Annotated in this window: 22 protein-coding genes; 15 read left to right on the top strand and 7 right to left on the bottom strand. The window is 70.5% G+C overall.

Annotation, left to right across the window (positions count from 1 at the left end):
- Positions 1-49: 49 nt before the first annotated feature.
- Complete coding sequence (locus ACEN9G_RS27800) at positions 50-967, bottom strand: LysR family transcriptional regulator (protein WP_413344789.1); 918 nt, start codon at positions 965-967, stop codon at positions 50-52.
- 126 nt (positions 968-1,093) lie between these two features.
- Between ACEN9G_RS27800 and mdcA the strand changes: the two genes are divergently transcribed.
- The 9 genes from mdcA to mdcH all read left to right on the top strand — a co-directional run bounded on the left by mdcA (position 1,094) and on the right by mdcH (position 8,377).
- Positions 1,094-2,749: a malonate decarboxylase subunit alpha gene (gene mdcA, locus ACEN9G_RS27795; protein WP_413344791.1), complete on the top strand. Its 1,656-nt coding sequence runs from the start codon at positions 1,094-1,096 to the stop codon at positions 2,747-2,749.
- Positions 2,749-3,627: a triphosphoribosyl-dephospho-CoA synthase gene (locus ACEN9G_RS27790; RefSeq protein ID WP_483127310.1), complete on the top strand. Its 879-nt coding sequence runs from the start codon at positions 2,749-2,751 to the stop codon at positions 3,625-3,627. The genes mdcA and ACEN9G_RS27790 overlap by 1 nt, the downstream gene beginning before the upstream one ends.
- A gap of 2 nt (positions 3,628-3,629) precedes the next feature.
- Positions 3,630-3,941 carry a malonate decarboxylase subunit delta gene (locus ACEN9G_RS27785; protein ID WP_413344672.1) on the top strand — a complete coding sequence of 104 codons (312 nt, stop codon included), beginning with the start codon at positions 3,630-3,632 and terminating at the stop codon, positions 3,939-3,941.
- Positions 3,938-4,786 carry a biotin-independent malonate decarboxylase subunit beta gene (locus ACEN9G_RS27780; RefSeq protein WP_413344674.1) on the top strand — a complete coding sequence of 283 codons (849 nt, stop codon included), beginning with the start codon at positions 3,938-3,940 and terminating at the stop codon, positions 4,784-4,786. The genes ACEN9G_RS27785 and ACEN9G_RS27780 overlap by 4 nt, the downstream gene beginning before the upstream one ends.
- Entirely contained in the window at positions 4,783-5,604 is an 822-nt protein-coding gene (mdcE, locus tag ACEN9G_RS27775) for a biotin-independent malonate decarboxylase subunit gamma (protein ID WP_413344676.1), read from the top strand. The genes ACEN9G_RS27780 and mdcE overlap by 4 nt, the downstream gene beginning before the upstream one ends.
- Positions 5,605-5,678: 74 nt before the next feature.
- The gene (gene madL, locus ACEN9G_RS27770) at positions 5,679-6,080 is read left to right on the top strand and encodes a malonate transporter subunit MadL (protein WP_413344677.1); all 402 of its coding nucleotides are present in this window, start codon (positions 5,679-5,681) and stop codon (positions 6,078-6,080) included.
- A gap of 11 nt (positions 6,081-6,091) precedes the next feature.
- A complete protein-coding gene (gene madM, locus ACEN9G_RS27765) occupies positions 6,092-6,856 on the top strand; it encodes a malonate transporter subunit MadM (RefSeq protein ID WP_259452250.1) in 765 nt (254 codons plus the stop codon).
- A 1-nt stretch (position 6,857) separates the two neighbouring features.
- Positions 6,858-7,463 carry a malonate decarboxylase holo-ACP synthase gene (locus tag ACEN9G_RS27760; protein ID WP_483127309.1) on the top strand — a complete coding sequence of 202 codons (606 nt, stop codon included), beginning with the start codon at positions 6,858-6,860 and terminating at the stop codon, positions 7,461-7,463.
- Positions 7,460-8,377: a malonate decarboxylase subunit epsilon gene (mdcH, locus tag ACEN9G_RS27755; RefSeq protein WP_483127308.1), complete on the top strand. Its 918-nt coding sequence runs from the start codon at positions 7,460-7,462 to the stop codon at positions 8,375-8,377. Before ACEN9G_RS27760 ends, mdcH begins: the two co-directional genes overlap by 4 nt.
- Here the strand turns inward: mdcH and ACEN9G_RS27750 are convergent.
- Positions 8,371-8,730: an alpha/beta fold hydrolase gene (locus tag ACEN9G_RS27750; protein ID WP_413346445.1), complete on the bottom strand. Its 360-nt coding sequence runs from the start codon at positions 8,728-8,730 to the stop codon at positions 8,371-8,373. The two genes, mdcH and ACEN9G_RS27750, sit on opposite strands and share 7 nt — an antisense overlap.
- A 143-nt stretch (positions 8,731-8,873) precedes the next feature.
- Here ACEN9G_RS27750 and ACEN9G_RS27745 point away from each other — a divergent pair, with 143 nt between their 5' ends.
- Positions 8,874-10,604: an MFS transporter gene (locus ACEN9G_RS27745; RefSeq protein ID WP_483127307.1), complete on the top strand. Its 1,731-nt coding sequence runs from the start codon at positions 8,874-8,876 to the stop codon at positions 10,602-10,604.
- A gap of 78 nt (positions 10,605-10,682) precedes the next feature.
- Here the strand turns inward: ACEN9G_RS27745 and ACEN9G_RS27740 are convergent, their stop codons facing one another.
- From ACEN9G_RS27740 to paoA, 4 genes are read right to left on the bottom strand one after another with little or no spacing between them, the layout of a single operon-like run.
- The gene (locus ACEN9G_RS27740; RefSeq protein WP_483127306.1) at positions 10,683-13,466 is read right to left on the bottom strand and encodes a PAS domain-containing protein; all 2,784 of its coding nucleotides are present in this window, start codon (positions 13,464-13,466) and stop codon (positions 10,683-10,685) included.
- 33 nt (positions 13,467-13,499) lie between these two features.
- On the bottom strand, positions 13,500-15,704 hold the full coding sequence (gene paoC, locus ACEN9G_RS27735; protein ID WP_413344953.1) for an aldehyde oxidoreductase molybdenum-binding subunit PaoC: 2,205 nt from the start codon (positions 15,702-15,704) through the stop codon (positions 13,500-13,502).
- 10 nt (positions 15,705-15,714) lie between these two features.
- Positions 15,715-16,668 carry an FAD binding domain-containing protein gene (locus ACEN9G_RS27730; protein WP_483127305.1) on the bottom strand — a complete coding sequence of 318 codons (954 nt, stop codon included), beginning with the start codon at positions 16,666-16,668 and terminating at the stop codon, positions 15,715-15,717.
- Positions 16,665-17,321 carry an aldehyde dehydrogenase iron-sulfur subunit PaoA gene (gene paoA / locus ACEN9G_RS27725; protein ID WP_413346341.1) on the bottom strand — a complete coding sequence of 219 codons (657 nt, stop codon included), beginning with the start codon at positions 17,319-17,321 and terminating at the stop codon, positions 16,665-16,667. Before paoA ends, ACEN9G_RS27730 begins: the two co-directional genes overlap by 4 nt.
- Before the next feature lie 242 nt (positions 17,322-17,563).
- On the opposite strand from paoA, the gene ACEN9G_RS27720 reads away from it, so the two are divergent.
- Both ACEN9G_RS27720 and ACEN9G_RS27715 read left to right on the top strand, forming a co-directional pair.
- A complete protein-coding gene (locus tag ACEN9G_RS27720; RefSeq protein ID WP_483127304.1) occupies positions 17,564-17,959 on the top strand; it encodes a hypothetical protein in 396 nt (131 codons plus the stop codon).
- The gene (locus tag ACEN9G_RS27715) at positions 17,943-18,740 is read left to right on the top strand and encodes a DUF2145 domain-containing protein (RefSeq protein WP_483127303.1); all 798 of its coding nucleotides are present in this window, start codon (positions 17,943-17,945) and stop codon (positions 18,738-18,740) included. The genes ACEN9G_RS27720 and ACEN9G_RS27715 overlap by 17 nt, the downstream gene beginning before the upstream one ends.
- 197 nt (positions 18,741-18,937) lie before the next feature.
- Here ACEN9G_RS27715 and ACEN9G_RS27710 read toward each other — a convergent pair whose 3' ends face one another.
- Positions 18,938-19,621, bottom strand: coding sequence for a hypothetical protein (locus tag ACEN9G_RS27710; RefSeq protein ID WP_495605487.1), 684 nt, complete (start codon positions 19,619-19,621; stop codon positions 18,938-18,940).
- Between ACEN9G_RS27710 and ACEN9G_RS27705 the strand changes: the two genes are divergently transcribed.
- The 3 genes from ACEN9G_RS27705 (at position 19,608) to ACEN9G_RS27695 (ending at position 21,503) form a co-directional block, all read left to right on the top strand.
- Entirely contained in the window at positions 19,608-20,099 is a 492-nt protein-coding gene (locus ACEN9G_RS27705; RefSeq protein WP_495605486.1) for a HupE/UreJ family protein, read from the top strand. The two genes, ACEN9G_RS27710 and ACEN9G_RS27705, sit on opposite strands and share 14 nt — an antisense overlap.
- 76 nt (positions 20,100-20,175) lie before the next feature.
- A complete protein-coding gene (locus tag ACEN9G_RS27700) occupies positions 20,176-20,586 on the top strand; it encodes a GntR family transcriptional regulator (RefSeq protein WP_413345995.1) in 411 nt (136 codons plus the stop codon).
- Complete coding sequence (locus ACEN9G_RS27695) at positions 20,583-21,503, top strand: ABC transporter ATP-binding protein (RefSeq protein ID WP_413345997.1); 921 nt, start codon at positions 20,583-20,585, stop codon at positions 21,501-21,503. Before ACEN9G_RS27700 ends, ACEN9G_RS27695 begins: the two co-directional genes overlap by 4 nt.

Genomic DNA, 21,503 nt, shown 5'->3' with positions numbered 1-21,503 from the left:
TCCCGCCTGGACAATGCCCGCCCCGTCGAGGTGCCGGGCTGTTTCGCGACTAGGCACCGAGCCGCTGGCCCTTGCCGTACATCCGGCACTCGGCCGCCAGCGCCAGCAGGTTCGGATCGCGCTCGCGGCTCTTCGAGATCAGGAGGCTGATGGTCTGGTGCGACGCGTACGGCGCATCGAGCGGGATCAGCTGGATGCGCGTGCTGAATTCCGCCACGCGGCCCGGCAGCAGGCTGTAGCCCATGCCGCCGCTGACCAGGTTGATCAGCGAGAAGATGTCGGACACCCGCATGATCGTCTCCGGCGTGTAGCCGGCCTGGCGGAACGCGTGGTCGAAACTGTCCGACGTGACGAAACCGCCTCCCAGTGTGATGAATTTTTCGCCCTCCAGGTCGCGCAGATCCACGTGACTACGGTTCGCGTACGGTGAACCCAGCGGCGCGGCAAGATGCACCTCGTCCTCGAACAGCGGCACTGCCAGTAACTGCGCATCGTCGAGCGGCGCCTGCAGCCCGATCACGATGGCGTCCAGCCGACCCTCGTCCAGCCCGCGCAGCAATTCCTGGTTCGAGCCAAGGGTGAGGTCGATCTGCAGTTCGGGCCGGCGCAGCTTCAGGCCCATGAGCAGTTGCGGGATGCAGCGCAGTGTAAGCGAATACAGCGACCCGATCTTCAGCCTGCCGCCCGCGAAGCCGGCCAGCTCGCGCACCTTGCGCACGCCCTCTTCCGTTTCGCTGACGGCGCGCTGCGCGTGCTTGGCGAACGCATAGGCGGCCGGCAGCGGTGCGAGGCTCCTGCCTTCGCGCCGGAACAGCGGACAGCGCAATCCCTCTTCCAGCGAGTGCAGCGCGCGGTGGATGCTGACCGTGCTCTGGCCCAGTTCTTCCGACACGCGCGCCAGGCTGTGCAGGCGCATGAAGGCCAGGAAGACTTCCAGTTTCTTTAAAGTAATCTCTTCGTCGATCATCGCGCCGCTCCTCGGGAAAGTATACCGCAATCATTAACCTCAGAGTAAACATTCCGCCGCCGCGTTGATTGTAGGGCGGTCGTCTCCTTTCTATGCTGGACCTACCTTCCATACAAAGGAGACAACATGGAAAGCAACACTCCCCGCCGATGGGACACGCGGCGCCAGGAAAAGGCGCGGCGCATGGCGGCAGCGAGCCACCTGGCCGACGGCCCCGTGCTGGACAGCGCGCGCATCGTGGACGCGCTCGAACTACTGCTGGCCGGCGGCGACCGCGTCGTCCTCGAGGGGAATAACCAGAAGCAGGCGGACTTCCTCGCCCGCGCCCTCGTGCAGGTCGATCCGGACCGGATCAACAGGCTGCACATGATCATGCCCAGCGTGAGCCTGCCGGAGCACCTCGACCTGTTCGAGCGCGGCATCGCCAGCAAACTCGATTTCGCCTACGCCGGCGCGCAAAGCCTGCGCATCTCGCAATTCCTGCAGGAGGGCACGCTCACCGTGGGCGCCCTGCACACCTACATCGAGCTGTATGCCCGCCTGTACGTGGACCTGTCGCCGAACGTCGTCATGGTCGCCGGCTATATGGCGGACCGCCAGGGCAACCTGTACACGGGACCGAGCACGGAAGACACGCCGGCGCTCGTCGAAGCGGCCGCCTTCCGCGACGGCATCGTGATCGCGCAGGTGAACGAAATCGTCGACGACCCGAAGGACCTGCCCCGCGTGGACATCCCCGGCGCGTGGGTCGACTACGTCGTACGCGCCGACAAGCCGTTCTACATCGAACCGCTGTTCACGCGCGACCCGCGCCTCATCAAGCCCGTGCACATCCTGATGGGGATGATGGCGATCCGCGGCGTCTACGAGCGCCACGACGTGCAGTCGCTGAACCACGGCATCGGCTTCAACACGGCCGCGATCGAACTGCTGCTGCCGACGTACGGCGAGCGGCTGGGCCTGAAGGGCAAGATCTGCCGCAACTGGACCTTGAACCCGCACCCCACGCTGATCCCCGCCATCGAATCGGGCTGGGTCGACAGCGTGCACTGCTTCGGCGCGGAGCTGGGCATGGAAAAATACACGGCCGCCCGCCCCGACGTGTTCTTCATCGGCCGCGACGGCTCCATGCGCTCGAACCGCGCGTTCTGCCAGCTCGCGGGCCAGTACGCGGTCGACCTGTTCATCGGTTCCACCCTGCAGATGGATGGCCTGGGCAACTCGTCGACCGTGACGCACGGCCGCCTGACGGGCTTCGGCGGCGCGCCCAACATGGGCCACGACCCGCACGGCCGCCGCCATCCGACGCCGGCGTGGCTCGACCTCGTGGAGACGGACGATCCGCTCGCCCGCGGCAAGAAGCTCGTCGTGCAGATGGTCGAGACGTTCCAGGACGGCAGCCAGCCCACGATCGTGGAATCGCTGGATGCCGTCGAGGTGGGCAAGACGTCCGGCATGCCGCTGGCGCCCGTGATGATCTACGGCGACGACGTCACCCACGTTCTCACCGAAGAAGGCATCGCCTACCTGTACAAGGCGCGCTCGCTCGAAGAACGCAAGGCGATGCTGGCGGCGGTCGCGGGCGTCACGCCGATCGGCCTCACCCACGACCCGAAGCAGACGGCGCGCATGCGTGCCGAAGGCCTGATCGCGCTGCCGGAAGACATGGGCGTGCGCCGCGCCGATGCGACCCGCTCGCTGCTGGCGGCGAAAAGCATCGCGGAACTGGTCGACTGGTCGGGCGGCCTGTACGAACCGCCCGCGAAATTCAGGAGCTGGTGATGACCGCGCGCGATCCCATCCTGGTTCCTTCCGACGCCGCGCCCGCCCTCGCGCAAGGGTTGGCAAACGAGCTGGCCGACCACGCCGTCGCGGCGCTGATCGACGAAGCGATGCTGACGCCGAAGCCGGGTCTCGTCGATCTGCGCGGCGCCGGCGCCCACCGCGACCTCTCGTGGCCCCTGATGTGCGCATCGGCCTGCGCACTCCGGCCCGCTTTCGGCCAGATGGCGCTGGCGGGTCTACTCGGCGCGGACGACGACGCGCTGCTGCGCCGGCGCATCGGCGCCATCGGCCGCGACGGCGAAGCGGCGATGATGGCGGCCAGCGGGGGCGTGAATACACACCGCGGCGCGATCTGGGCCCTCGGCCTGCTCGTCACGGGGGCTGCCGGCTCGATGGAACGCGACGCGCGAACCATCGCGGCCCGTGCAGGCCGGCTGGCGCGCATCGCCGACCCCGGCGCACCGTCAACCACGGGCCACAAGGGCGAGCGCGCGTGCATCGAGCACGGCGTGGGCGGCGCCCGCGGCCAGGCCCGCGCCGGCTTCCCGCACGTGATCGAACACGCGCTGCCGATGCTGGCGCTGGCCCGCGCACGCGGCGACGCCGAGCACCATGCCCGCGTGAACGCACTGCTGGCCGTGATGGCCACGCTGGACGACACCTGTTTGCTGGCGCGCGGCGGCCGCAAGGCGCTGGAGGCGGCGCAGGACGGGGCGCGTAGCGTGCTCGCGTGCGGCGGCATCGCCACACCGAACGGGCGGCGCGCATTCGACGTGCTGGAAGCCCGGCTGCGCCGGCTGCACGTCTCGCCCGGCGGCGCCGCCGACCTGCTGGCGGCCGCGCTGCTGCTGGACCGAATCGAACGAGGAGAATAGGAATGGAGAGACTGGAATACGAATTCGCCGCTGGCCAGCCCGCGCTCGGGCGCACCGTCAGCGGTGTCGTCAGCTCCGGCGACCTGGAAGTGCTGCTGGAGCCCGCAACCGCCAGCCGCACGCTTGTCGCCGTACAGACGTCCGTCGACGGCTACGGCGCCACGTGGAAGGCGCTGCTGGAGCGCGTGTTCGGCGCCGGCGACCTGCCGGCCGCGCGCATCGAGATCAACGACAACGGCGCGACGCCGGGCGTCGTCCGCATGCGCATCGAGCAGGCTTACGAACAGGCCGCGAACAAGGGAGGCACGCCATGAGCATCGACAACCTGTTGAAGCGCGACAGCTTCATCGAACGGGGTGCCCGCAGCCGCGCGCAGGCGCTGCTCGACCCGGGTCCGTTCCGCGAACTGGCCGGGCCGTTCGCACGCCTGCACTCGCCGTGGCTCGCCATGCAGCACCTCGTCACCCAGGCCGACGACGGCGTTGTCGTGGCCAAGGGCAAGCTCGCTGGACTGCCGACCGTCGTGCTGGCGATCGAAGGCGCGTTCCAGGGCGGCAGCATGGGAGAAATCGGCGCCGCCAAGATCGCCGGCGCGCTGGAACTGGCGCTGCGCGACAACGAACGGGGCATCCCGACCCAGGCCGTGATCGTGTTCGAGACGGGCGGCGTGCGCCTGCAGGAAGCGAACCTGGGCCTCGCGGGCATCGCCGAGATCCAGTCCGCCATCGTCGCCCTGCGGCGTCACCGTCCCGTCATCGGCATCAGCGCGGGCACGGTGGGCTGCTACGGCGGCATGTCGATCGCGGCCGGCCTGTGCTCCTACTTCGTGATGACGAGGGAAGCGCGGCTGGGCCTGAACGGCCCGCAGGTCATCGAGCAGGAAGCGGGCGTCGCCGAATTCGATTCACGCCAGCGCGCGCTGATCTGGGGCCTGACGGGCGGCGCGCAGCGCACCGCGACGCACCTGGCCGACGCCTGCGTGGACGACGACACGGCCGCCGTGCGCGCGAGGGTGATCGATTTCTTCGCCCGCGGCGTGCCGCCCGTGCATCGCAGCGACCGTGCGGCCGACTTCCTCGCCTGCCTCGAACGGGTCGACACGGACAAACAGGCCACGGCGCAGGACGTCCGTGAACTCTATGCGAAAGGACTCGAATGATGGATACGAACCACGCTTCGCGCGGCGCCATGTGGCTGCGCCTGCTGACGGGCGGCGCCCACCCGGCGCACGACTGGACCACCGTGCACGCCTGCGACGCCATCCTGGCCGGCCGGCCCGCACGCTACATCGCCGTCGTGCCCGATGCCGACAACGCGTTCCCGCGCGCCCGCAACGGCGAAGTGGGCCTCGTCGAAGGCTGGCGTCTCGCCCAGGCCGTGCGCGAAGTCATCGACCTGGACCGGGACGCGTCCGAAAAGCGCGCTATCGTCGCCGTCATCGACGTCCCGAGCCAGGCCTACGGCCGGCGCGAAGAAGCGTACGGCATCCACCAGGCGCTGGCCGGCGCGGTGGCCGCGTATGCGGATGCCCGCCAGGCCGGCCACCCCGTCATCGGGCTGATCGTGGGGCTCGCGATGTCCGGTGCCTTCCTCGCGCACGGTTATCAGGCCAACCGGCTGATCGCGCTGGACGACCCGGCCGTCGCGGTGCACGCGATGGGCAAGGCGTCGGCCGCGCGCGTGACCCTGCGCTCCGTCGAGGCACTGGAAAAGCTCGCGGCCAGCGTGCCGCCGATGGCGTACGACATCCGCAGCTTCGCGTCGCTCGGCATCCTGCACGACGTGCTGCAGTTGACGAATCTCGCGCTGCCGGACGAGCAGGACATCGCGCTCGTCCACGGCGCACTGGAGGCGGCGCTGGCGGACATACTCGAGGATCCACGGCGCGATCTCTCCTGCCGCCTGCATGGCCAACACCGGGGCGCGTCGCAGTCAGTGCGCGCGCTGCTCGCATCGGAATGGGAGGCCGCCGACTAGATCCCGCAGCACCCGGCCGCCAACAACAATACCTACGGCCGGTCCACCTTTTTCTGGACAAAGAGGAGACACACATGATTATCTACGGAACCGCATTGCTGGCCATCTGCCACCTGCTCGGCATCTTCCTGGGCGATTTGCTCGGGGCGCTGCTGGGTGCCAAGACCAATGTCGGCGGGGTGGGCATCGCCATGATCCTGCTGATCTGCGCCCGCCTGTGGCTGCACAAGCGCGGCCTGATGCCGGCGCAGACCGAAATGGGCGTCGGCTTCTGGGGCGCCATGTACATCCCGGTCGTCGTCGCGATGGCCGCGCAGCAGAACGTCGTCTCGGCACTGCGCGGCGGTCCCGTCGCCCTGCTCGCCGCCTTCGCCTCGGTCCTCGTGTGCGCGGTCTGCGTCTCGCTGATCAACCGCGGCGAACGCCCGGTCCCCGAGGCCGACGCGGAAGCCCGCGTCGCCACCCAACACGCCTGACGGAGGCCACCATGCTCGAACTCCTGGAAAAGACCGCGAAACACAACGGCCTCGTGCTGGCCTTCGCCCTCGTGGGCCTCGTGATGATCGTGTCGATGCAGCTGTCGCGCCGCCTCACGTTCGGCCGCGTGCACGGTTCCGCCATCGCCATCCTCATCGGCCTCGGCCTCGCCTACTGGGGCGGCATCCAGACCGGCGGCCAGAAAGGCCTCGCGGACGTCACCCTGTTCGCCGGCGTCGGCCTGATGGGCGGCGCCATGCTGCGCGACTTCGCCATCGTCGCCACCGCGTTCGAAGTGCAGGTCGTGGAAGCGAGAAAGGCGGGCCTCGTGGGCGCCGTCGCGCTGATCCTCGGCACGGTGCTGCCGTTCATTGTCGGCGCCAGCGTGGCGTGGGGCTTCGGCTACCGCGACGCCGTCAGCATCACGACCATCGGCGCCGGCGCCGTCACCTACATCGTCGGCCCGGTGACCGGTGCCGCGATCGGTGCCAGCTCGGAAATCATGGCGTTGTCGATCGCGACAGGCCTGGTAAAAGCCATCATGGTCATGGTCGGCACGCCGATGGCGGCACGCTTCCTGCGCCTGTCCACGCCGCGCTCGGCAATGGTGTTCGGCGGGCTGGCCGGCACGGTCAGCGGCGTCTCCGCCGGCCTCGCCGCCACCGACCGCAAGCTCGTGCCCTACGGCGCCCTGGTCGCCACGTTCCACACGGGCCTCGGCTGCCTCCTCGGCCCGTCGCTGCTGTTCTTCGCGACCCGCGCGCTGGTGGGCTGACATGGTCCCGCACGACCTGCTGTTCGTCCGCCGGCCCGACGCATTCGCGTGCGACGGCGCGCGGCCGGACTGGCTGGACCCGGCCGCGCCGCTGGTCGTGCGGCGGGAGGCGACGGCGCCCGGCCTCGTCCCCGTCGGCGCGCGCGGCCTGGCACGCAACGAACGGTGCAAAGGCTACGTCGCCGCGAGCGATGTGGCTTCCACCGTCACCCCGCGCATGTTGGCGGCGCGGGCAAGGGAACGCAAAAGCGCGGCAGACCGCGACCCGCCCTGCATCGCCGCCCTGTACGCGCTGGCCCCGCGGCTGGACGCGCTCGACGCCGACTGGGGCCCGGCCGGCGGTGCGGGCTACTGGCTCGCCTGCGGCCTGCCCGTGCTGCGCGCGACGAGCGACCTCGATCTGCTCGTGCGCCTGCCGCGCCGGCCGTCCGCCGGGTTGATCGAGGCACTGTGCGCGCTGCAGGACGGCCAGCCGTGCCGGCTCGACATCCAGGTCGACACGGGCACCGGCGGCTTTGCCCTCACGGAATATGCGCGCGGCGGCCGCGTGCTGCTGAAGACGGACGCGGGTCCCCGCCTCGTCGACGATCCCTGGGCGGCCGCATGAGCGTACTGTTCACCTTCCCCGGCCAGGGCGCGCAAAAGGCCGGCATGCTGCATGCGCTGCCTGTGCACGCCGAGACTGACCGCACGCTGGCCGAGGCCACACAGGCATTGGGCCGCGACATCCTCGCGCAGGACAGCGCCGACGCACTGCGCTCCACGGTCGCCGTCCAGTTATCGCTGCTGGTGGCGGGCGTCGCGATGGCGCGCGTGCTGGCGGCGCTCGGCGCGGCACCGCAAATGGTGGCCGGTTTGTCGATCGGCGCCTGGCCCGCGGCCGTCGTCGCCGGCGTGCTGGATTTTAGCGATGCGGTACGTCTCGTCGAACTGCGCGCCCGGCTGATGGAAGACGCGTACCCGCGCGGCTACGGCATGACGGCGATCGGCGGGCTCACGCGCCAGCAGCTGGAACCGCTGCTCGCGCAGGCACACGGGCCAGTCTACCTGGCGAACCTGAACGCGCCGCGGCAACTCGTCGTCTCGGGCAGCGCGCCCGCGCTGGACGCCGTCGCCGCGCTCGCCCTGGCGCACGGCGCCACCCGTGCGGAGCGGCTCGCGGTGCCGGTGCCGTCCCACTCGCCGCTGCTGGACGACCAGGCGCGCACGCTCGCCTGCGCGTGCGACCAGGTGCCGCGCAAGCGCCCGCGCATCACGTACGTCAGCAGCAGCGCGGCCCGTGCGCTGTTCGACGCCGACCGCATCATGGCGGACCTCGCCGCGAACATGGCGCGCCCCGTGCTGTGGGCCGACACGCTGCGCCATGCGTGGGAACGGGGCGCCCGCACGGCGCTGGAAATGCCCAGCGGCTCCGTGCTGACGCGGCTCGCGCTGGAAGCCGACTTCGGCGCGGGCATCGCCCTGTGCGCGGACGGCAACCGGCTCGATACGCTGGTGCAGGTCGCGCGCGAGAATCAGTAGCCGGCGCGGTCCAGCGCCTCGTTGACGGCGTCGACGACGGCTTGCGGCTTGTCGGCCTGGATAATGTGCGACGCACCGGCGACAACGTGCAGGCTCGAACGCGTGGACAGCGCCGCGACCTCCTTCTGGATCGCGAGGTTTTCCGCCTCCGTCGCCTCGTTCAGGGCACTCTGCGGCTTGCCCGGCACGGCGTACGGGCTCACGCCGCGCACGAGCACGACGAGCGGCAGGTCGCCGATGTCGACCATCTGGTGCGGACGGGCGAACTCGCGATCGGCGTCGTTCATGGCGGCGGAGACCGCGCCGGTCGATACGCTGGCCAGCATGAGGGAAAGCAGGACGGAGCGCGGCATGGAATCTCCGGAAAAGTGGGAAACCGCCATCCTGGCGTGTGGCGCCGGCGCGAAAACTCACCAATCTTCACACCGCAAGATTTGACACATCCGGGGGGCGCGCGGAGGTTACACTGACGCCGAAAGAACCGACTGGAGACGACATGACGGCAGCCCTCCCGAGATCACCCGCCTGGTCCGCCCGCTACCTGCTGTTCATTGCGGGCATGGGCGGCCTGTTGTACGGTATCGACGTCGGCATCATCGCGGGCGCGCTGCCTTACCTGGAATCGACGGCCGCGCTGGCGTGGAAGCTCAATGCCCAGCAGCTCTCCTTCGTCGTGGCCGCCGTGCTGCTCGGGTCCGTGCTGTCGTCGCTGTTCGCCGGCCTGCTCGCCGACGTCATCGGGCGCCGCCCCGCGATGGTCATCGCGGGCGCGCTGTTCGTCGCCAGCATCCCGCTGATCGCGCTCGCGGACGGCTATGCCGCGCTGCTGTGCGGCCGCCTGCTGCAGGGCGTGAGCGGGGGCCTCATCGGGGTGATCGTGCCGCTGTATCTCGCCGAATGCCTGCCGGCCGACCGGCGCGGCCGCGGCGCCGCGCTGTTCCAGTTGCTGCTCACGGTGGGCCTCGTCGCTGCCGCCGTCATCGGGCTCGTGCAGGCGCACAGCGTGCAGGTCGCGACGGAAGCCGCGGTGGCGCTCCCGGAAGCGGCCCGCGCCGCCGCCGTGCTGGCCGCCAAGGACCATGCGTGGCGCGGCATCTTCTGGATGTGCCTCACGCCCGGCGTCGTCTTCACCCTGGGCTGCCTGCTGCTGGCGGAGTCGCCGCGCTGGCTCGCGCAGCGCGGCGCGCGCGCAGCCGCGCCCACGCGCATGCACACGAATGCAACCGGCGTGACGGACCCGCTGCTGTCGCGCCGCTACGTCCTGCCGTTCCTGCTGGCCTGCCTGATCCTCGCCTGCAACCAGGCGACCGGCATCAACTCCGTGCTGGCGTACGTCGTCAATATCCTCAACCGCGCGGGCCTGTCCGGCTCCAGCGCCAACCTCGCGGACGTGCTGCTGAAAGTGCTGAACGCGCTGATGACCATCGTCGCGGTGCTGCTCGTGGACCGCAAGGGCCGCCGCTTCCTGCTGATGGTGGGCACGGCCGGCATCGTCGTCGCGCTGCTGGCCGTCGGCCTGCTGTTCCGCGCCAACGAGACGCAGCAGCGCGACGTGCTCGCGCAGGTAACGACGCAGCTGCGCGACGACGGCCTGTCGCTGCGCCTCGACGCACGGACCCTGCGCGCGCTGGGCGCCGATCCGGCCGGCCCGCCGCAGGTACTGACGGTCGCCTATGCCTACGGCCCGTTCACGAACGTCGCCAGCATCCGCAGCGACGATCCGGCGCTCCCGCGCCTGGACGCGCGCCGCGCCGACACCGTGCAGCCGGACAGCGTGATCGGCGCCGCGTTCCGCCGCCTGCACCTGAACCCATTTCCGGACCCGGCCGCGGCGGCCGCCGCGCCGCTCGCCATCGAGACGGCGCGCCTCGGTCCGCTGCCCACGACGGGCCACGGGTGGCTCGTCGCGGCGGCCATCTGCCTGTTCGTCGCGAGCTTCGCCATCGGGCCGGGCGTGTGCGTGTGGCTCGCGCTGTCCGAGCTGATGCCGACGCGGATCCGCTCGAACGGCATGAGCATCGCGCTGTTGATCAACCAGTTCGTGTCGACGTCGATCGCGGCCGTGTTCCTGCCGGCCGTCGGCCGCCACGGCTATTCCACGATCTTCTTCTTCGGCGCCGCGTGCACGGTCGTGTACTTCCTCGCGTCCGCTTTCCTGCTGCCCGAGACGCGCGGCAAGACGCTGGAAGAGATCGACGCGTTTTTCGCGCGGCCGGCCGCCAAGTAGAGGAAACTCGTCATTCCCGCGAAAGCGGGAATCCATACTGACTTACCGAATTCCGCACATCGAAAAATCAGTGGCCATTCAACGGAGCGGCTTCGGCACTTCAGCATGGGTTCCCGCCTGCGCGGGAACGACGTCGCGTAGCTGCTCGCGCCGGGCCGCCACGCCGTCCAGCACGTCGAGGATATCCGCCGCCATCACCGGCTTGACGAAATGGCGGTCGAAGCCCGCTGCCAGTGCGCGCTCGCGGTCGCGCGCCTGGCCGTAGCCGCTGACGGCGACCAGCGGCACGTCCGCCATGCCGGGCAGCGCGCGCAGGCGGCGTGCCAGCTCGTGGCCGTCGAATTCGGGCAGGCCGATGTCGAGCACGCACACGTCCGGGTGCCGCTCGGCCGCGTACGCGAGCGCCTTGCCGGGGCTGTGCCACACGGTCGCGCGGTGGCCCACGGCCTCGATGTACATGGCGAGGATCTGCGCCGCGTCCACGTTGTCGTCGACGATCAGCACTTCCAGCGCCTCGGCCGGGGCGGCGGCGCCCGTCGCCACGGGCTCGGCGAACGCGTCGTCGGTGTCGCTGGCGAGGCGCGGCAGCACGACGGTGAAGCGGCTGCCCCGGCCCGGCCCGTCGCTGTGCGCGGCCACAGTGCCGTCGTGCAGCTCCACGAGGCTCTTCACGAGCGCGAGGCCGATCCCCAGGCCGCCCTGCGACCGGTCCGCGCTGCGCTCGGCCTGCGAAAACAGGTCGAACGCCCGCGCCGCCAGTTCCGGCGCCATGCCGATGCCGTTGTCGCACATGTCGACGGCGACGCGGCCGCCGTCGAGCCGCACGTGCACGTCGATGCGCCCGCCGTCCGGCGTGTACCTGGCGGCGTTGCCGAGGATGTTGGCGAACACCTGCACGAGGCGCTTGCGGTCGCCTTCCACCTGCGCGTCGTCCGACGGCAGGTGCAATTCGAGATGGTGCGACTTCGCCCTGACCTGCGGCCGCACCTGTTCCACGGCCTCGCCGATGACGCCCGCCAGCGGCACAGGCGCGCGGTCCAGCGTGATCAGGCCGCGCGTGACGCGCGAGACGTCGAGCAGGTCGTCGATCAGCCCCGTCATGTGGCGCGCCTGGCGGCCGATGATCGTCGTCACCTGGCGCACGCGGTCCTCGTCCAGCCGGCCGACCTTGAGGAAATCGGCGGCCGCCGTGATCGGCGCGAGCGGATTGCGCAACTCGTGCGCCAGCATCGCGAGGAACTCGTCCTTGCGCCGGTCGGCCTCGCGCAGGGCGCGCTGGGCGTCCTGGATCGGCGTGACGTCGACCATCACGGCCACGCCTTCGGTCGCCGGATGATCCATCGTGACGGCGCCCATCTGCACGCTCACCCGGCTGCCGTCCTTGCGGAAGTACTCCTTGACGAGGTTTTCCATGCGCCCCGTCGTGCGCAGCTCTTCCATCGCGCGCGCCGTGGCGTCGGCCCATTCCGCCGGCGTGAGCATGCGCGACTCGAGGCCGTCGCGCTCGAACTCCTCGCGCGTATAGCCCAGCATGTCGAGGAAGGCCTGGTTGGCGTCGATCAGGGTGCCGTCCATGCGGTAGCGCACGATGCCCACGACGTTCGATTCGGCCAGGCGCGCGAAGCGCATCTCGCTCGCGCGCAGCGCTTCCTCGGCCCGTTTCTGCCCGCTGATGTCGAGCACGACGCCCGGCAGCCATTCGGGCCGGCCGGCGGCATCGAGCGTGACCTTGCCGCGCGCGAGCACGTCGCGCCATGTGCCGTCGGCGCGCCGCACGCGGTACGTGCATTCGAAGCCGTCGCCGGTCGCCAGGGCGTCGTCGATGCAGCGCTGCGCGTGCGCCACGTCGTCCGGGTGCACGGCCGCCAGGTAGGCGGACAGCGGACCGCCCGCCGCCGTCGCCTCGTCCACACCGTAGATGCCGGCCAGGTTGCGGTCCGCGTACACGCGGTCGTGCGCGAGGTCGTACGTCCAGGTGCCGATGTCGGCCGCCACCAGCGCCGCCGACAGGCGCATGCGCGCATCCTGCAGGGCTTCCTCGTTGCGCTTCTGCTGGTGGATGTCGGTGCACGTGCCCATCCAGCGCGCGATGCGTCCCTGCGCGTCGCGCACGGGCTGGGCGCGGCCCAGCACCCAGCGGTATTCGCCGCTGCGGTGGCGCAGGCGGTATTCGATCTCGTACGTCGTGCCGGTCTCCAGCGAGTGGCGCCAGGCTGCCCACGCGCGCTCCCGGTCGTCCGCGTGGAACATCGCGTTCCAGCGCTCGCCGTCCGTGTCGCCTTCGCGCATGCCGGTGAACTCGTACCAGCGCTGGTTGTAGAAGTCGTGGTAGCCGTCGGGCAGCGTGGACCACACCATGTGCGGCATCGCGTCGCAGATGGCGCGGAATTCCGCATCGACGGGCCGCAACGCGCCGGTGCCGGACACGATGCACGTGAAGCCGCGCACCGTGCCGTCCAGGTCGCGCAGCGGCGCGAACGCCAGTTCCAGCCACGCCGGCGCATCGTCGTGTTCACCGAGCGGGCACGCGGGCCGGCCGACGCGGAACGATTCGCCCGCCAGCGCGCGCGCCACGTGCGGCCGCAGCTCGCTCCAGGCCTCGGGCCAGTCGGCGAGGCTGCCGCCCAGCAGCGCGGGATGGTAGGCGCCGACGAGCGGCACGGCCGCGTCGTTGTAGAGCAGGCCGGGCGCGTCGCCCCAGCCGACGAACGCGGGCAGCGTGGCGTCAAGGAAGAACCGGGCCGCGTACGCGAGCGCGGGCGGCCACGTCGCCGGCGCCCCCAGGGGAGATGCCGTCCAGTCCCGCGCGCGCAGGATGCGCTCGCCGCCCGATGCGGACAAGCCGCCGGCAGAATCGTTCATGGTGTCGTGGCCAAGGGTTCCATTCTACGGGGGTCACGCATATCGGGGCATCCCGGGCAGCAGCTTGTCGAGCGTGACGGGATAGTCGCGCACCCGCACGCCGGTCGCGTTGTAGATGGCGTTCGCCACCGCCGCCGCCACGCCGCAGATCCCCAGCTCGCCCACGCCCTTCGCCTTCATCGGCGACGAGACCGGGTCCGTCTCGTCGAGGAAGACGACCTCCTGGTGCGGGATGTCGGCGTGCACCGGCACTTCGTAGCCGGCCAGGTCGTGGTTGACGAAGAAGCCGACGCGCTTGTCGACGACGAGGTCTTCCATCAGCGCGGCACCAACACCCATCGTCATCGCGCCGATCACCTGGCTGCGCGCGGACTTCGGATTCAGGATGCGCCCGGCCGCACACACGGCCAGCATGCGCCGCACGCGCACTTCCGCCGTCGCCGCATCGACGGCCACTTCGACGAAGTGGGCGCCGAACGTCGACTGCTGGTACTTCTTGTCGAGGTCACCGTATTCCATCGTATCTTCGCCGATCACGTCGGCGTCGCGCGACGCATGCTCCAGCGGCAGCGTCTTGCCGCCGGCGCGCACCATGCCGCCGCTGAAATCGGCCTGTGCGGGGTCGAGGCCCAGCTTCTTCGCCACGTTCTCGCGCAGCTTCACGCACGCGGCGTACACGCCGGCCGTCGAGCTGTTGCCGCCCCACTGGCCGCCGGATCCGGCCGATACGGGATATGCGGAATCGCCCAGCCGCACCGTCACGCGCGCCAGCGGCACGCCCAGCATCTCGGCCGCCGTCTGGCCGATGATGGTATAGGTGCCGGTGCCGATGTCCGTCATGTCCGTTTCGACGGTGACGGTGCCGTCGCGCTCCAGGCGCACGCGCGCCGCCGACTTCATCACGAGGTTGTTGCGGAACGCGGAGGCCATGCCGTAGCCCACGAGCCAGCGGCCGTCGCGCGCCTGGCCCGGCTTGGCATTGCGCCTGTTCCAGCCGAAGCGCTCCGCGCCGATGCGCAGCGTGTCGACGAAACGCCGCTGCGAGAACTTGCGGCCCGGCTGTTCCGGATCGACGGTCGTGTCGTTCACGATGCGCAGCGTGACGGGATCCATCTGCAGTTTTTCCGCCAGCTCGTCCATCGCGATCTCCAGCGCCATCATGCCCGGCGCCTCGCCCGGCGCGCGCATCGCATTGCCTTCCGCGAGGTCGAGCACGGCGAGCCGCATCTGCGTGAAGCGGTTCGGGCCCGCGTACAGCAAGCGGGTCTGGTTCACCGCGGTCTCCGGCCCGCCGTCCGGCAGGTCGCCCGACCAACTCTCGTGCGCGATCGCCGTGATGCGGCCTTCGCGCGTGGCGCCGATGCGGATGTGCTGGATCGTCGCCGGCCGGTGCGTCGTGTTGTTCATCATGAGCGCGCGCTGCAACGCGACCTTCACGGGCCGGCCGGCGGCCTTCGCGCCCAGCGCGGCCAGCAGCGCTTCCGACCGGAGGAACAGCTTGCCGCCGAAGCCCCCGCCGATGTAGGGCGACACGAGGCGTACGTTTTCCTCGGGGATGCCGAGCGTCCGCGCCATGTCCTTCTTGCCCCAGTTTATCATCTGGTTGGCGGTGTACAGGGTCAGCGTCTCGCCCTGCCACACGGCCGTCGACGCGTGCGGTTCCATCATCGCGTGCGTCTGGTCCGGCGTTGTATAGGTCGCGTCCAGTTTCACGGGCGCGGATGCGAAGGCGGCCTCGAAGTTGCCGACCTTCGTCGTCGATTTCGCCTTGTCCTTGCTGGCCGGGCCGGCCGCGTTCATCGCCGCTTCCAGGTCGTAGACGCCGGTGACCGGCGCATACTCCACGCGCAGCAGCGCCGCGGCGGCGCGCGCCTGTTCGAACGTCTCCGCGACGATCAGCGCCACGGCCTGGTGGTAGTGCTGGATCTCCGGCCCACCCAGCAGGTGCGCCGTGTTGTACTTGCCCTTGGCGAGCTTGCCCGCGTTTTCGTGCGTGATCACCGCGAGCACGCCGGGCGCGGCCCGCGCGGCACGCGTGTCGATGCGCCTGAGGGTGCCCTTGGCGATGGCCGCGCCGACGACCCAGCCGTACGCGGCATTCGGCGCCACCTTGTGCTGTTCGTACGCGTATGGGGCCGTGCCCGTCGTCTTGAACGGACCGTCGATGCGGTCGGTCGGCTTGCCGATGACCTGCAGTCGGTCGATGGGATTCGAGGTGGCGGGTGTCGTGAATTTCATGGGTGCCTCCTCATGCCTGCCGTGCATCCGCCAGCACGGACGCCAGCGTGCGCTGGACCAGCGGGACCTTGAACGCGTTGTCGTTCGTGACGCGCACACCGGCCAGCAACTGGTCGGTCACGGCCTGCGCGCCGCGCGGCATGGCTGATTCCGCCGCGGGCACGCGCCACGGCCGGTGCGCGACGCCGCCCAGCGCCACGCGCCCGCTGCCATCCGGCTGCACGACCGCGGCGACGGCGACGAGCGCGAATGCATACGATGAGCGGTCGCGCACCTTGTGGTAGTAGTGCTTGCCGCCCAGCGGCTTCGGCAAGGTCACCGCCGTGATCAACTCGCCCGGCGCGAGCGTGTTCTCGATGTGCGGCGTGCCGCCCGGCAGGCGATAAAAGTCGGCGATGGGGATCGTGCGCGCCGAGCCATCCGGACGCACCGTTTCCACGCCCACGTCCAGCAGCTGCATCGCAACGGCCATGTCGCTCGGGTGCGTGGCGATGCACGCCTCGCTATGCCCTACGATCGCGAGCTGGCGCGTAAAACCGCCGATGGCCGAGCAGCCGCTGCCCGGCTTGCGCTTGTTGCACGCCATGTTCGTGTCGTAGAAGTAGGGACAGCGGGTGCGCTGCAGCAGGTTGCCCGCCGTCGTCGCCTTGTTGCGCAGCTGCGCCGACGCGCCCGCGAGCAGCGCGCGCGACAGCACGGGATAATCGCGCCGCACGCGCGCATCGGCCGCGAGGTCCGTGTTGCGCACGAGCGCACCCACGCGCAGGCCGCCGTCCGGCGTCGGCGCTATCCTGTCGAGGCCCAGGCCGTTGACGTCGACGAGGTGCGGCGGCGTCTCGATCTCCAGCTTCATCAGGTCCAGCAGGTTGGTCCCGCCCGCGATGAAGCGCGCGCCGGGATGCTGCGCGGCGGCGGCGGCCGCCTCCGCCGGGGTACGGGCGCGCTGGTACGTGAAAGCCTTCATGCCGGCCTCCCCGCATAGTCCGTGATCGCATCGATGATGTTCGAGTACGCACCGCAGCGGCAGATATTGCCGCTCATGCGCTCGCGCAGCTCGGCCGGCGACAGCAGCGGCTGCGCGTCCAGGTCCGCGCTGACGTGGCTCGGGATGCCGCGCCGGATCTCGTCCAGCGCCGCGACCGCCGAGCAGATCTGGCCCGGCGTGCAGTAGCCGCACTGGTAGCCGTCGTGCTTCACGAACGCGGCCTGCAGCGGATGCAGCTTGTCCGGCGTGCCGAGGCCTTCGATGGTCGTGACGTCCGCGCCTTCGTGCATCACGGCGAGGCTGAGGCAGGAATTGATGCGGCGGCCGTCCACGATGACCGTGCAGGCGCCGCACTGGCCCTGGTCGCAGCCCTTCTTGGTGCCCGTCAGGCGCAGATGCTCGCGCAGCATGTCGAGCAAGGTGGTGCGCGTGTCGAGGTCCAGCTCGTAGCGCTGGCCGTTCACGCGCAGCGCCACCCTGGCCGTGACCGGCGCCGGCGTGGCGGCGGGCGCCTGGCCCGTTTCAGGTCCCTGGGCGGACGCCATGGGCGGCAATGCCGCGGCCGTGGCGGACAGCGCGCCGCCGATCAGCAGGTCGCGCCTCGTCTGGTTGATGTCGCTCGAGTCGATCATGGGTACGCTCCCTCCTGTGTACGGCATCGTCGTCAGATTGCGCATATTAAATCCGATCGGCCGAGTACCCGTGCACGATACGCGCGCCCACGCGTAAATTCGGCATTTCCAACCAGGTCGCCGCCGGCCGGTAGCACATTCCGATACCGCCAGGCGCACACCGCGCACCCGGCGCGGCGCGGCCTTGGCCCGGCCCGGTGCGACGGGCAAGATGGCGCCACGTTCAAAAACAAGGAGGAACCATGAAGCGCCTGTTGCTTGCAACCCTGTTTGGCCTGGCCTGTGCGAGTGCCCATGCGGCCGAGGCGTCGGCCCCGTCGCGTGCCGCCAGCGAGCTCGTTGGCAGCGTCGCACTCGGCTCGATCGCCGTCGTGGGCGTCACCGGCAGCGCCGTCGTGGCGAGCGTCGAAACGGTGGGCGACGGCATCGAGGTCGTGCTGGAGGGCGCTGGCCAGGCCAGCCGCGCCACCGTCCGGCTGTCCGGCGCGGCGGCGCGCGGCCTGTCGATCGGCGCCGGGACCGTGCTGCAGGTGGTCGCCATGTCAGCCGGCCATGCGCTGGTCCTGTCGGGCAAGGTGATCGCCTTCATCCCGAACGAAGTCGGCCAGGCCTTGCTGCACCATGCGCGCGCTTCGTGACCGCCTCGCGCGGCTGGCCTGCGCCCTGGTCCTCGCGGCAGCGCTGCCCGCGCACGCGGGCCAGGCCTGCCGCGACGAGCCCCTGGGCGTGGACGAAGTGCGCCGCTCGCTGGACCTCGCCCAACGCACGTTCGCCGCCCTCGACGCGAGCGGCGCCAGCGTCGCGATCATCGCCCGCGCGGGCCAGGATCTGAGTAAATACAGATTGGAATACTCGCACATGGGCATCGTCGTGCGCGACCATGCGGCGGGCCGCTGGACCGTCGTGCACGAACTGAATGCGTGCGGGACGGCGGACTCGGACCTGTTCGTGGAAGGCGTCGGCAACTTCTTCCTGACGGACCTGTACCGCTACCGGGCCCAGGTCGTGATTCCCGGTCCGGACCTGCAGGCGCGCGTGGCGGCCCTCGCCGCGGGCCGCACGGCGCGGCGCCTGCACGAACCGCACTACAACATGCTGTCCTACGTGTACTCGACCCGCTACCAGAATTCGAACCAGTGGGTGCTGGAGACGCTGGCGGCCGCCAGCGCGCCGGCGGGCGCCGTCGAGACGCGTGCCGAGGCGCAAGCGTGGCTGAAGGCCCAGGGCTACCGCGTGCCGACGGTCGACATCCCGGCCGTGACGCGCCTGGGCGCCCGCATGTTCCGCGCCAACGTGGCGTTCGACGACCATCCGTTCGACCGGCGCATGGCCGGACAGATCGACACCGTGACGACGAACGCCGTCGTGAATTTCGTGCGGGGACGCGATCCACAGGCACGCGTGCTCGTCGTCGAGTAAATACGCCGATGTGACAATCCTTGAATTTTGCGACACATTCCGGCTGCTATCCTTGCCTCATTCGACCCAGGAGCGGGGATGGCGCGGACCGGCGCATCTTTGCAAGGATTTACACAAACCGTCAGCATCTTGACGGCCCGCGCGTCCATACTCCGGCGCAGGAAACGACACGAGACCATGCACCTGCCCGCCCTGCCCTACAAACAGCTCGCCGCCAGCCTCGCGCTGGCGGTCCCCATGCTGCTCGCCGCACGCGCCGGCGGCGACGTCGTCCCGGTGCGGGCGCCGCTCGTGCGCGTCGCCACCGCGCCCGCGCTCCACCCGCCGGCGCCCAGGGCCGCGCATACGCGATGAGCCTCCTCCTTCGGCTCGTCCTCGCCTGGCTCGCGCTGGCCTGGTCCGGCAGCGCCGCGGCATCCGGCTCGGAAGTGCTGCTCGAATTCCGCGACGACGCCGTGCTGGCCGAACTGCGCCTGCCGCTGCGCGATCTCGCGCTGGCGCTGGGACGGCCGTTGCCTGCCTCGCCGCTGCCGGTGCGGGGCCGCCTGCATGCGGAACTCGCGCGCTACCTCGGCGCGCACATCGACCCCGTCACCGCCGACGGCCGCCACTGGTGGGTGGAATTCGCGGACATGCGCGTTGCCGTCGATGCGGATCCGCGGGTCCTCGTCGCCCACGCGGTCCTCGTGCCGCCCGCCGGCGCCAGCCCGCGCAGCTTCGTGCTCGGCTACGACGCCATCGCGCGCGAACTGCCCGGCCACCCGACCCGCCTGGCCATCCGCAGCGACTGGCACGGTGGCGTGCTCGCCAGCCACCCGACCACGATCGCGCTGCTGGATGCGCCGCGCGGCCGGGTCGCCGTCAACCGTGGCCTCGACCACGCCTGGCGCGGCTGGCTGGCCGCCTGCAGGCTGGGCGTGCGCCACGCGGCGGACGCCGGACGCTACCTGCTGCTCCTGCTCGTGCTGGCCGCGGGCGCGCATCGGCGCCGCGTTCGCACTGGGACAGACGCTCGCGCTGCTGGCGGGCGCGCCCGGCTGGTTCCGGGTGCCCGCCGACATCCTCGAGGCACTGGCCACGGGCGCCCTCGCGCTGGCGGCCGTGCACGCCGTGCGTCCCCTGTTCGCGGGCGGCGAGACGTGGTACGCCACCGGCTCCGGCCTGCTGTACGGCCTGGCCGCCGCCGGTACCGTCGGCGCGCTGGACCTCGATGGCTGGCAGCTGGCAGCCGCCATCCCCGCGTTCGCCGCCGGGTGCGCGCTCGCGCAGGCGGCACTGCTGGCCGCCACGCTGTCCGTGGCGGTGGCCGCGGGCCCGCTGGTGCGGCGCCGCACGGCGTGGCTGCCCGCCAGGCGTTGACGCCCCGTCGACAACGCTTGACGACGGCGCAACACCGATGCTACTGTACTACCCGTACTAGTACAGTGTATTCACCATGACCCGACGTGCCCTTTTGATGCTGCAGATCGTGACCGGCGATCCGCGCCCCATCACCCGCCAGATCACCGACGGTATCAAGCGCCAGATCGCAGGCGGCGACCTGATACCGGGCGACGCGCTGCCCAGCGTGCGCGGCCTGGCGCAGCAGCTGTCGATCAATCCGAACACGGTGGCCAAGGCCTATGCCGAACTGACGGCGGAAGGCTGGCTGTTGTCCCGCACCGGACTCGGATTGTTCGTGGCCGAGCAGCGCCGGCGCCTGTCGGACGAGGAACGCGAACGCCGCCTGGCGGAGGCGGTCGGCCGCTTCGTCAGCGACGTGATCGGCCTCGATTATCCGCAGCAGACCATCCTCGACCGCGTGGCGGCCGACCTTTCCAACTACGAGACGAAAAAAACCGCATGAGCGATTACGCCATCGATACCGAGGACCTGTGCCTCGTCTACAAGCGCAAGCCCGCCCTCGACCACCTGACCTTGCGCCTGCCGCGCGGCGGCATCCACGCCTTCGTGGGCGCCAACGGCGCCGGCAAATCGTCGCTGTTCCGCGTGCTGCTCGGCTTCGAGCCCGCCGCCAGCGGCAGCGCGCGCATCCTCGGCCACGACTGCCGCCGCCTGACGCCCGCGCTGCGCGAACGCATCGGCTTCGTCAACGAAGAGCACACGCTGCCGGCGTGGATGCGCGTGCGCGACCTGACGGACATGCAGCGCCGCCAGTACCCGCGCTGGAACCACGCGCGCCACGGCGACGTGCTTGGCCATTTCAACGTCGAACCCGGCCAGCGCATCGGCGAGCTGTCGCGCGGCGAACGCGCGGGGCTGAACCTGGCCATGGCGCTGGCGCAGGGTCCCGAGCTGCTGATCCTCGACGAGCCCACGCTGGGCCTCGACGTCGTCGCCAAGCGCGCCTTCCTCGACGCCATGCTGCAGGGTACCCTGGACGACGCCGGCGCCACCGTCGTCTACTGCTCGCACCAGATGGACGAGATCGAGCGCGTCGCCGACAACCTCGTGATCCTCGAGCGCGGGCGCATGCGCTACATGAGCGGCCCGGACGACTTCTGCGACCGCATCCGCCTGTGGATCGCGGCGTTTCCCGCCAGGGTGCCCGAAGTCCGCGAATTGCCCGGCGTGCTGCAGGTGCAGGTCATCGACGACCTGACCCACGTCGTCGTGTTCGACCAGGACGACAGCTTCGGCGCGCGCCTCAAGCTGCTGGGCGCGCACTCGGTCCAGGCGATGCCGCTGGGCCTGGACCGCGCCGTGAACGCCTTCCTCGCCCACGGTCACGCCCGTCCCGTGGCCAACCTGCTTGCCGCGTAA

The organism is Massilia sp. Masssp94, from assembly GCF_059491305.1.
Note: the sequence above shows the minus strand (reverse complement) of the source record. Positions and strands in the feature narration are given on the sequence as shown.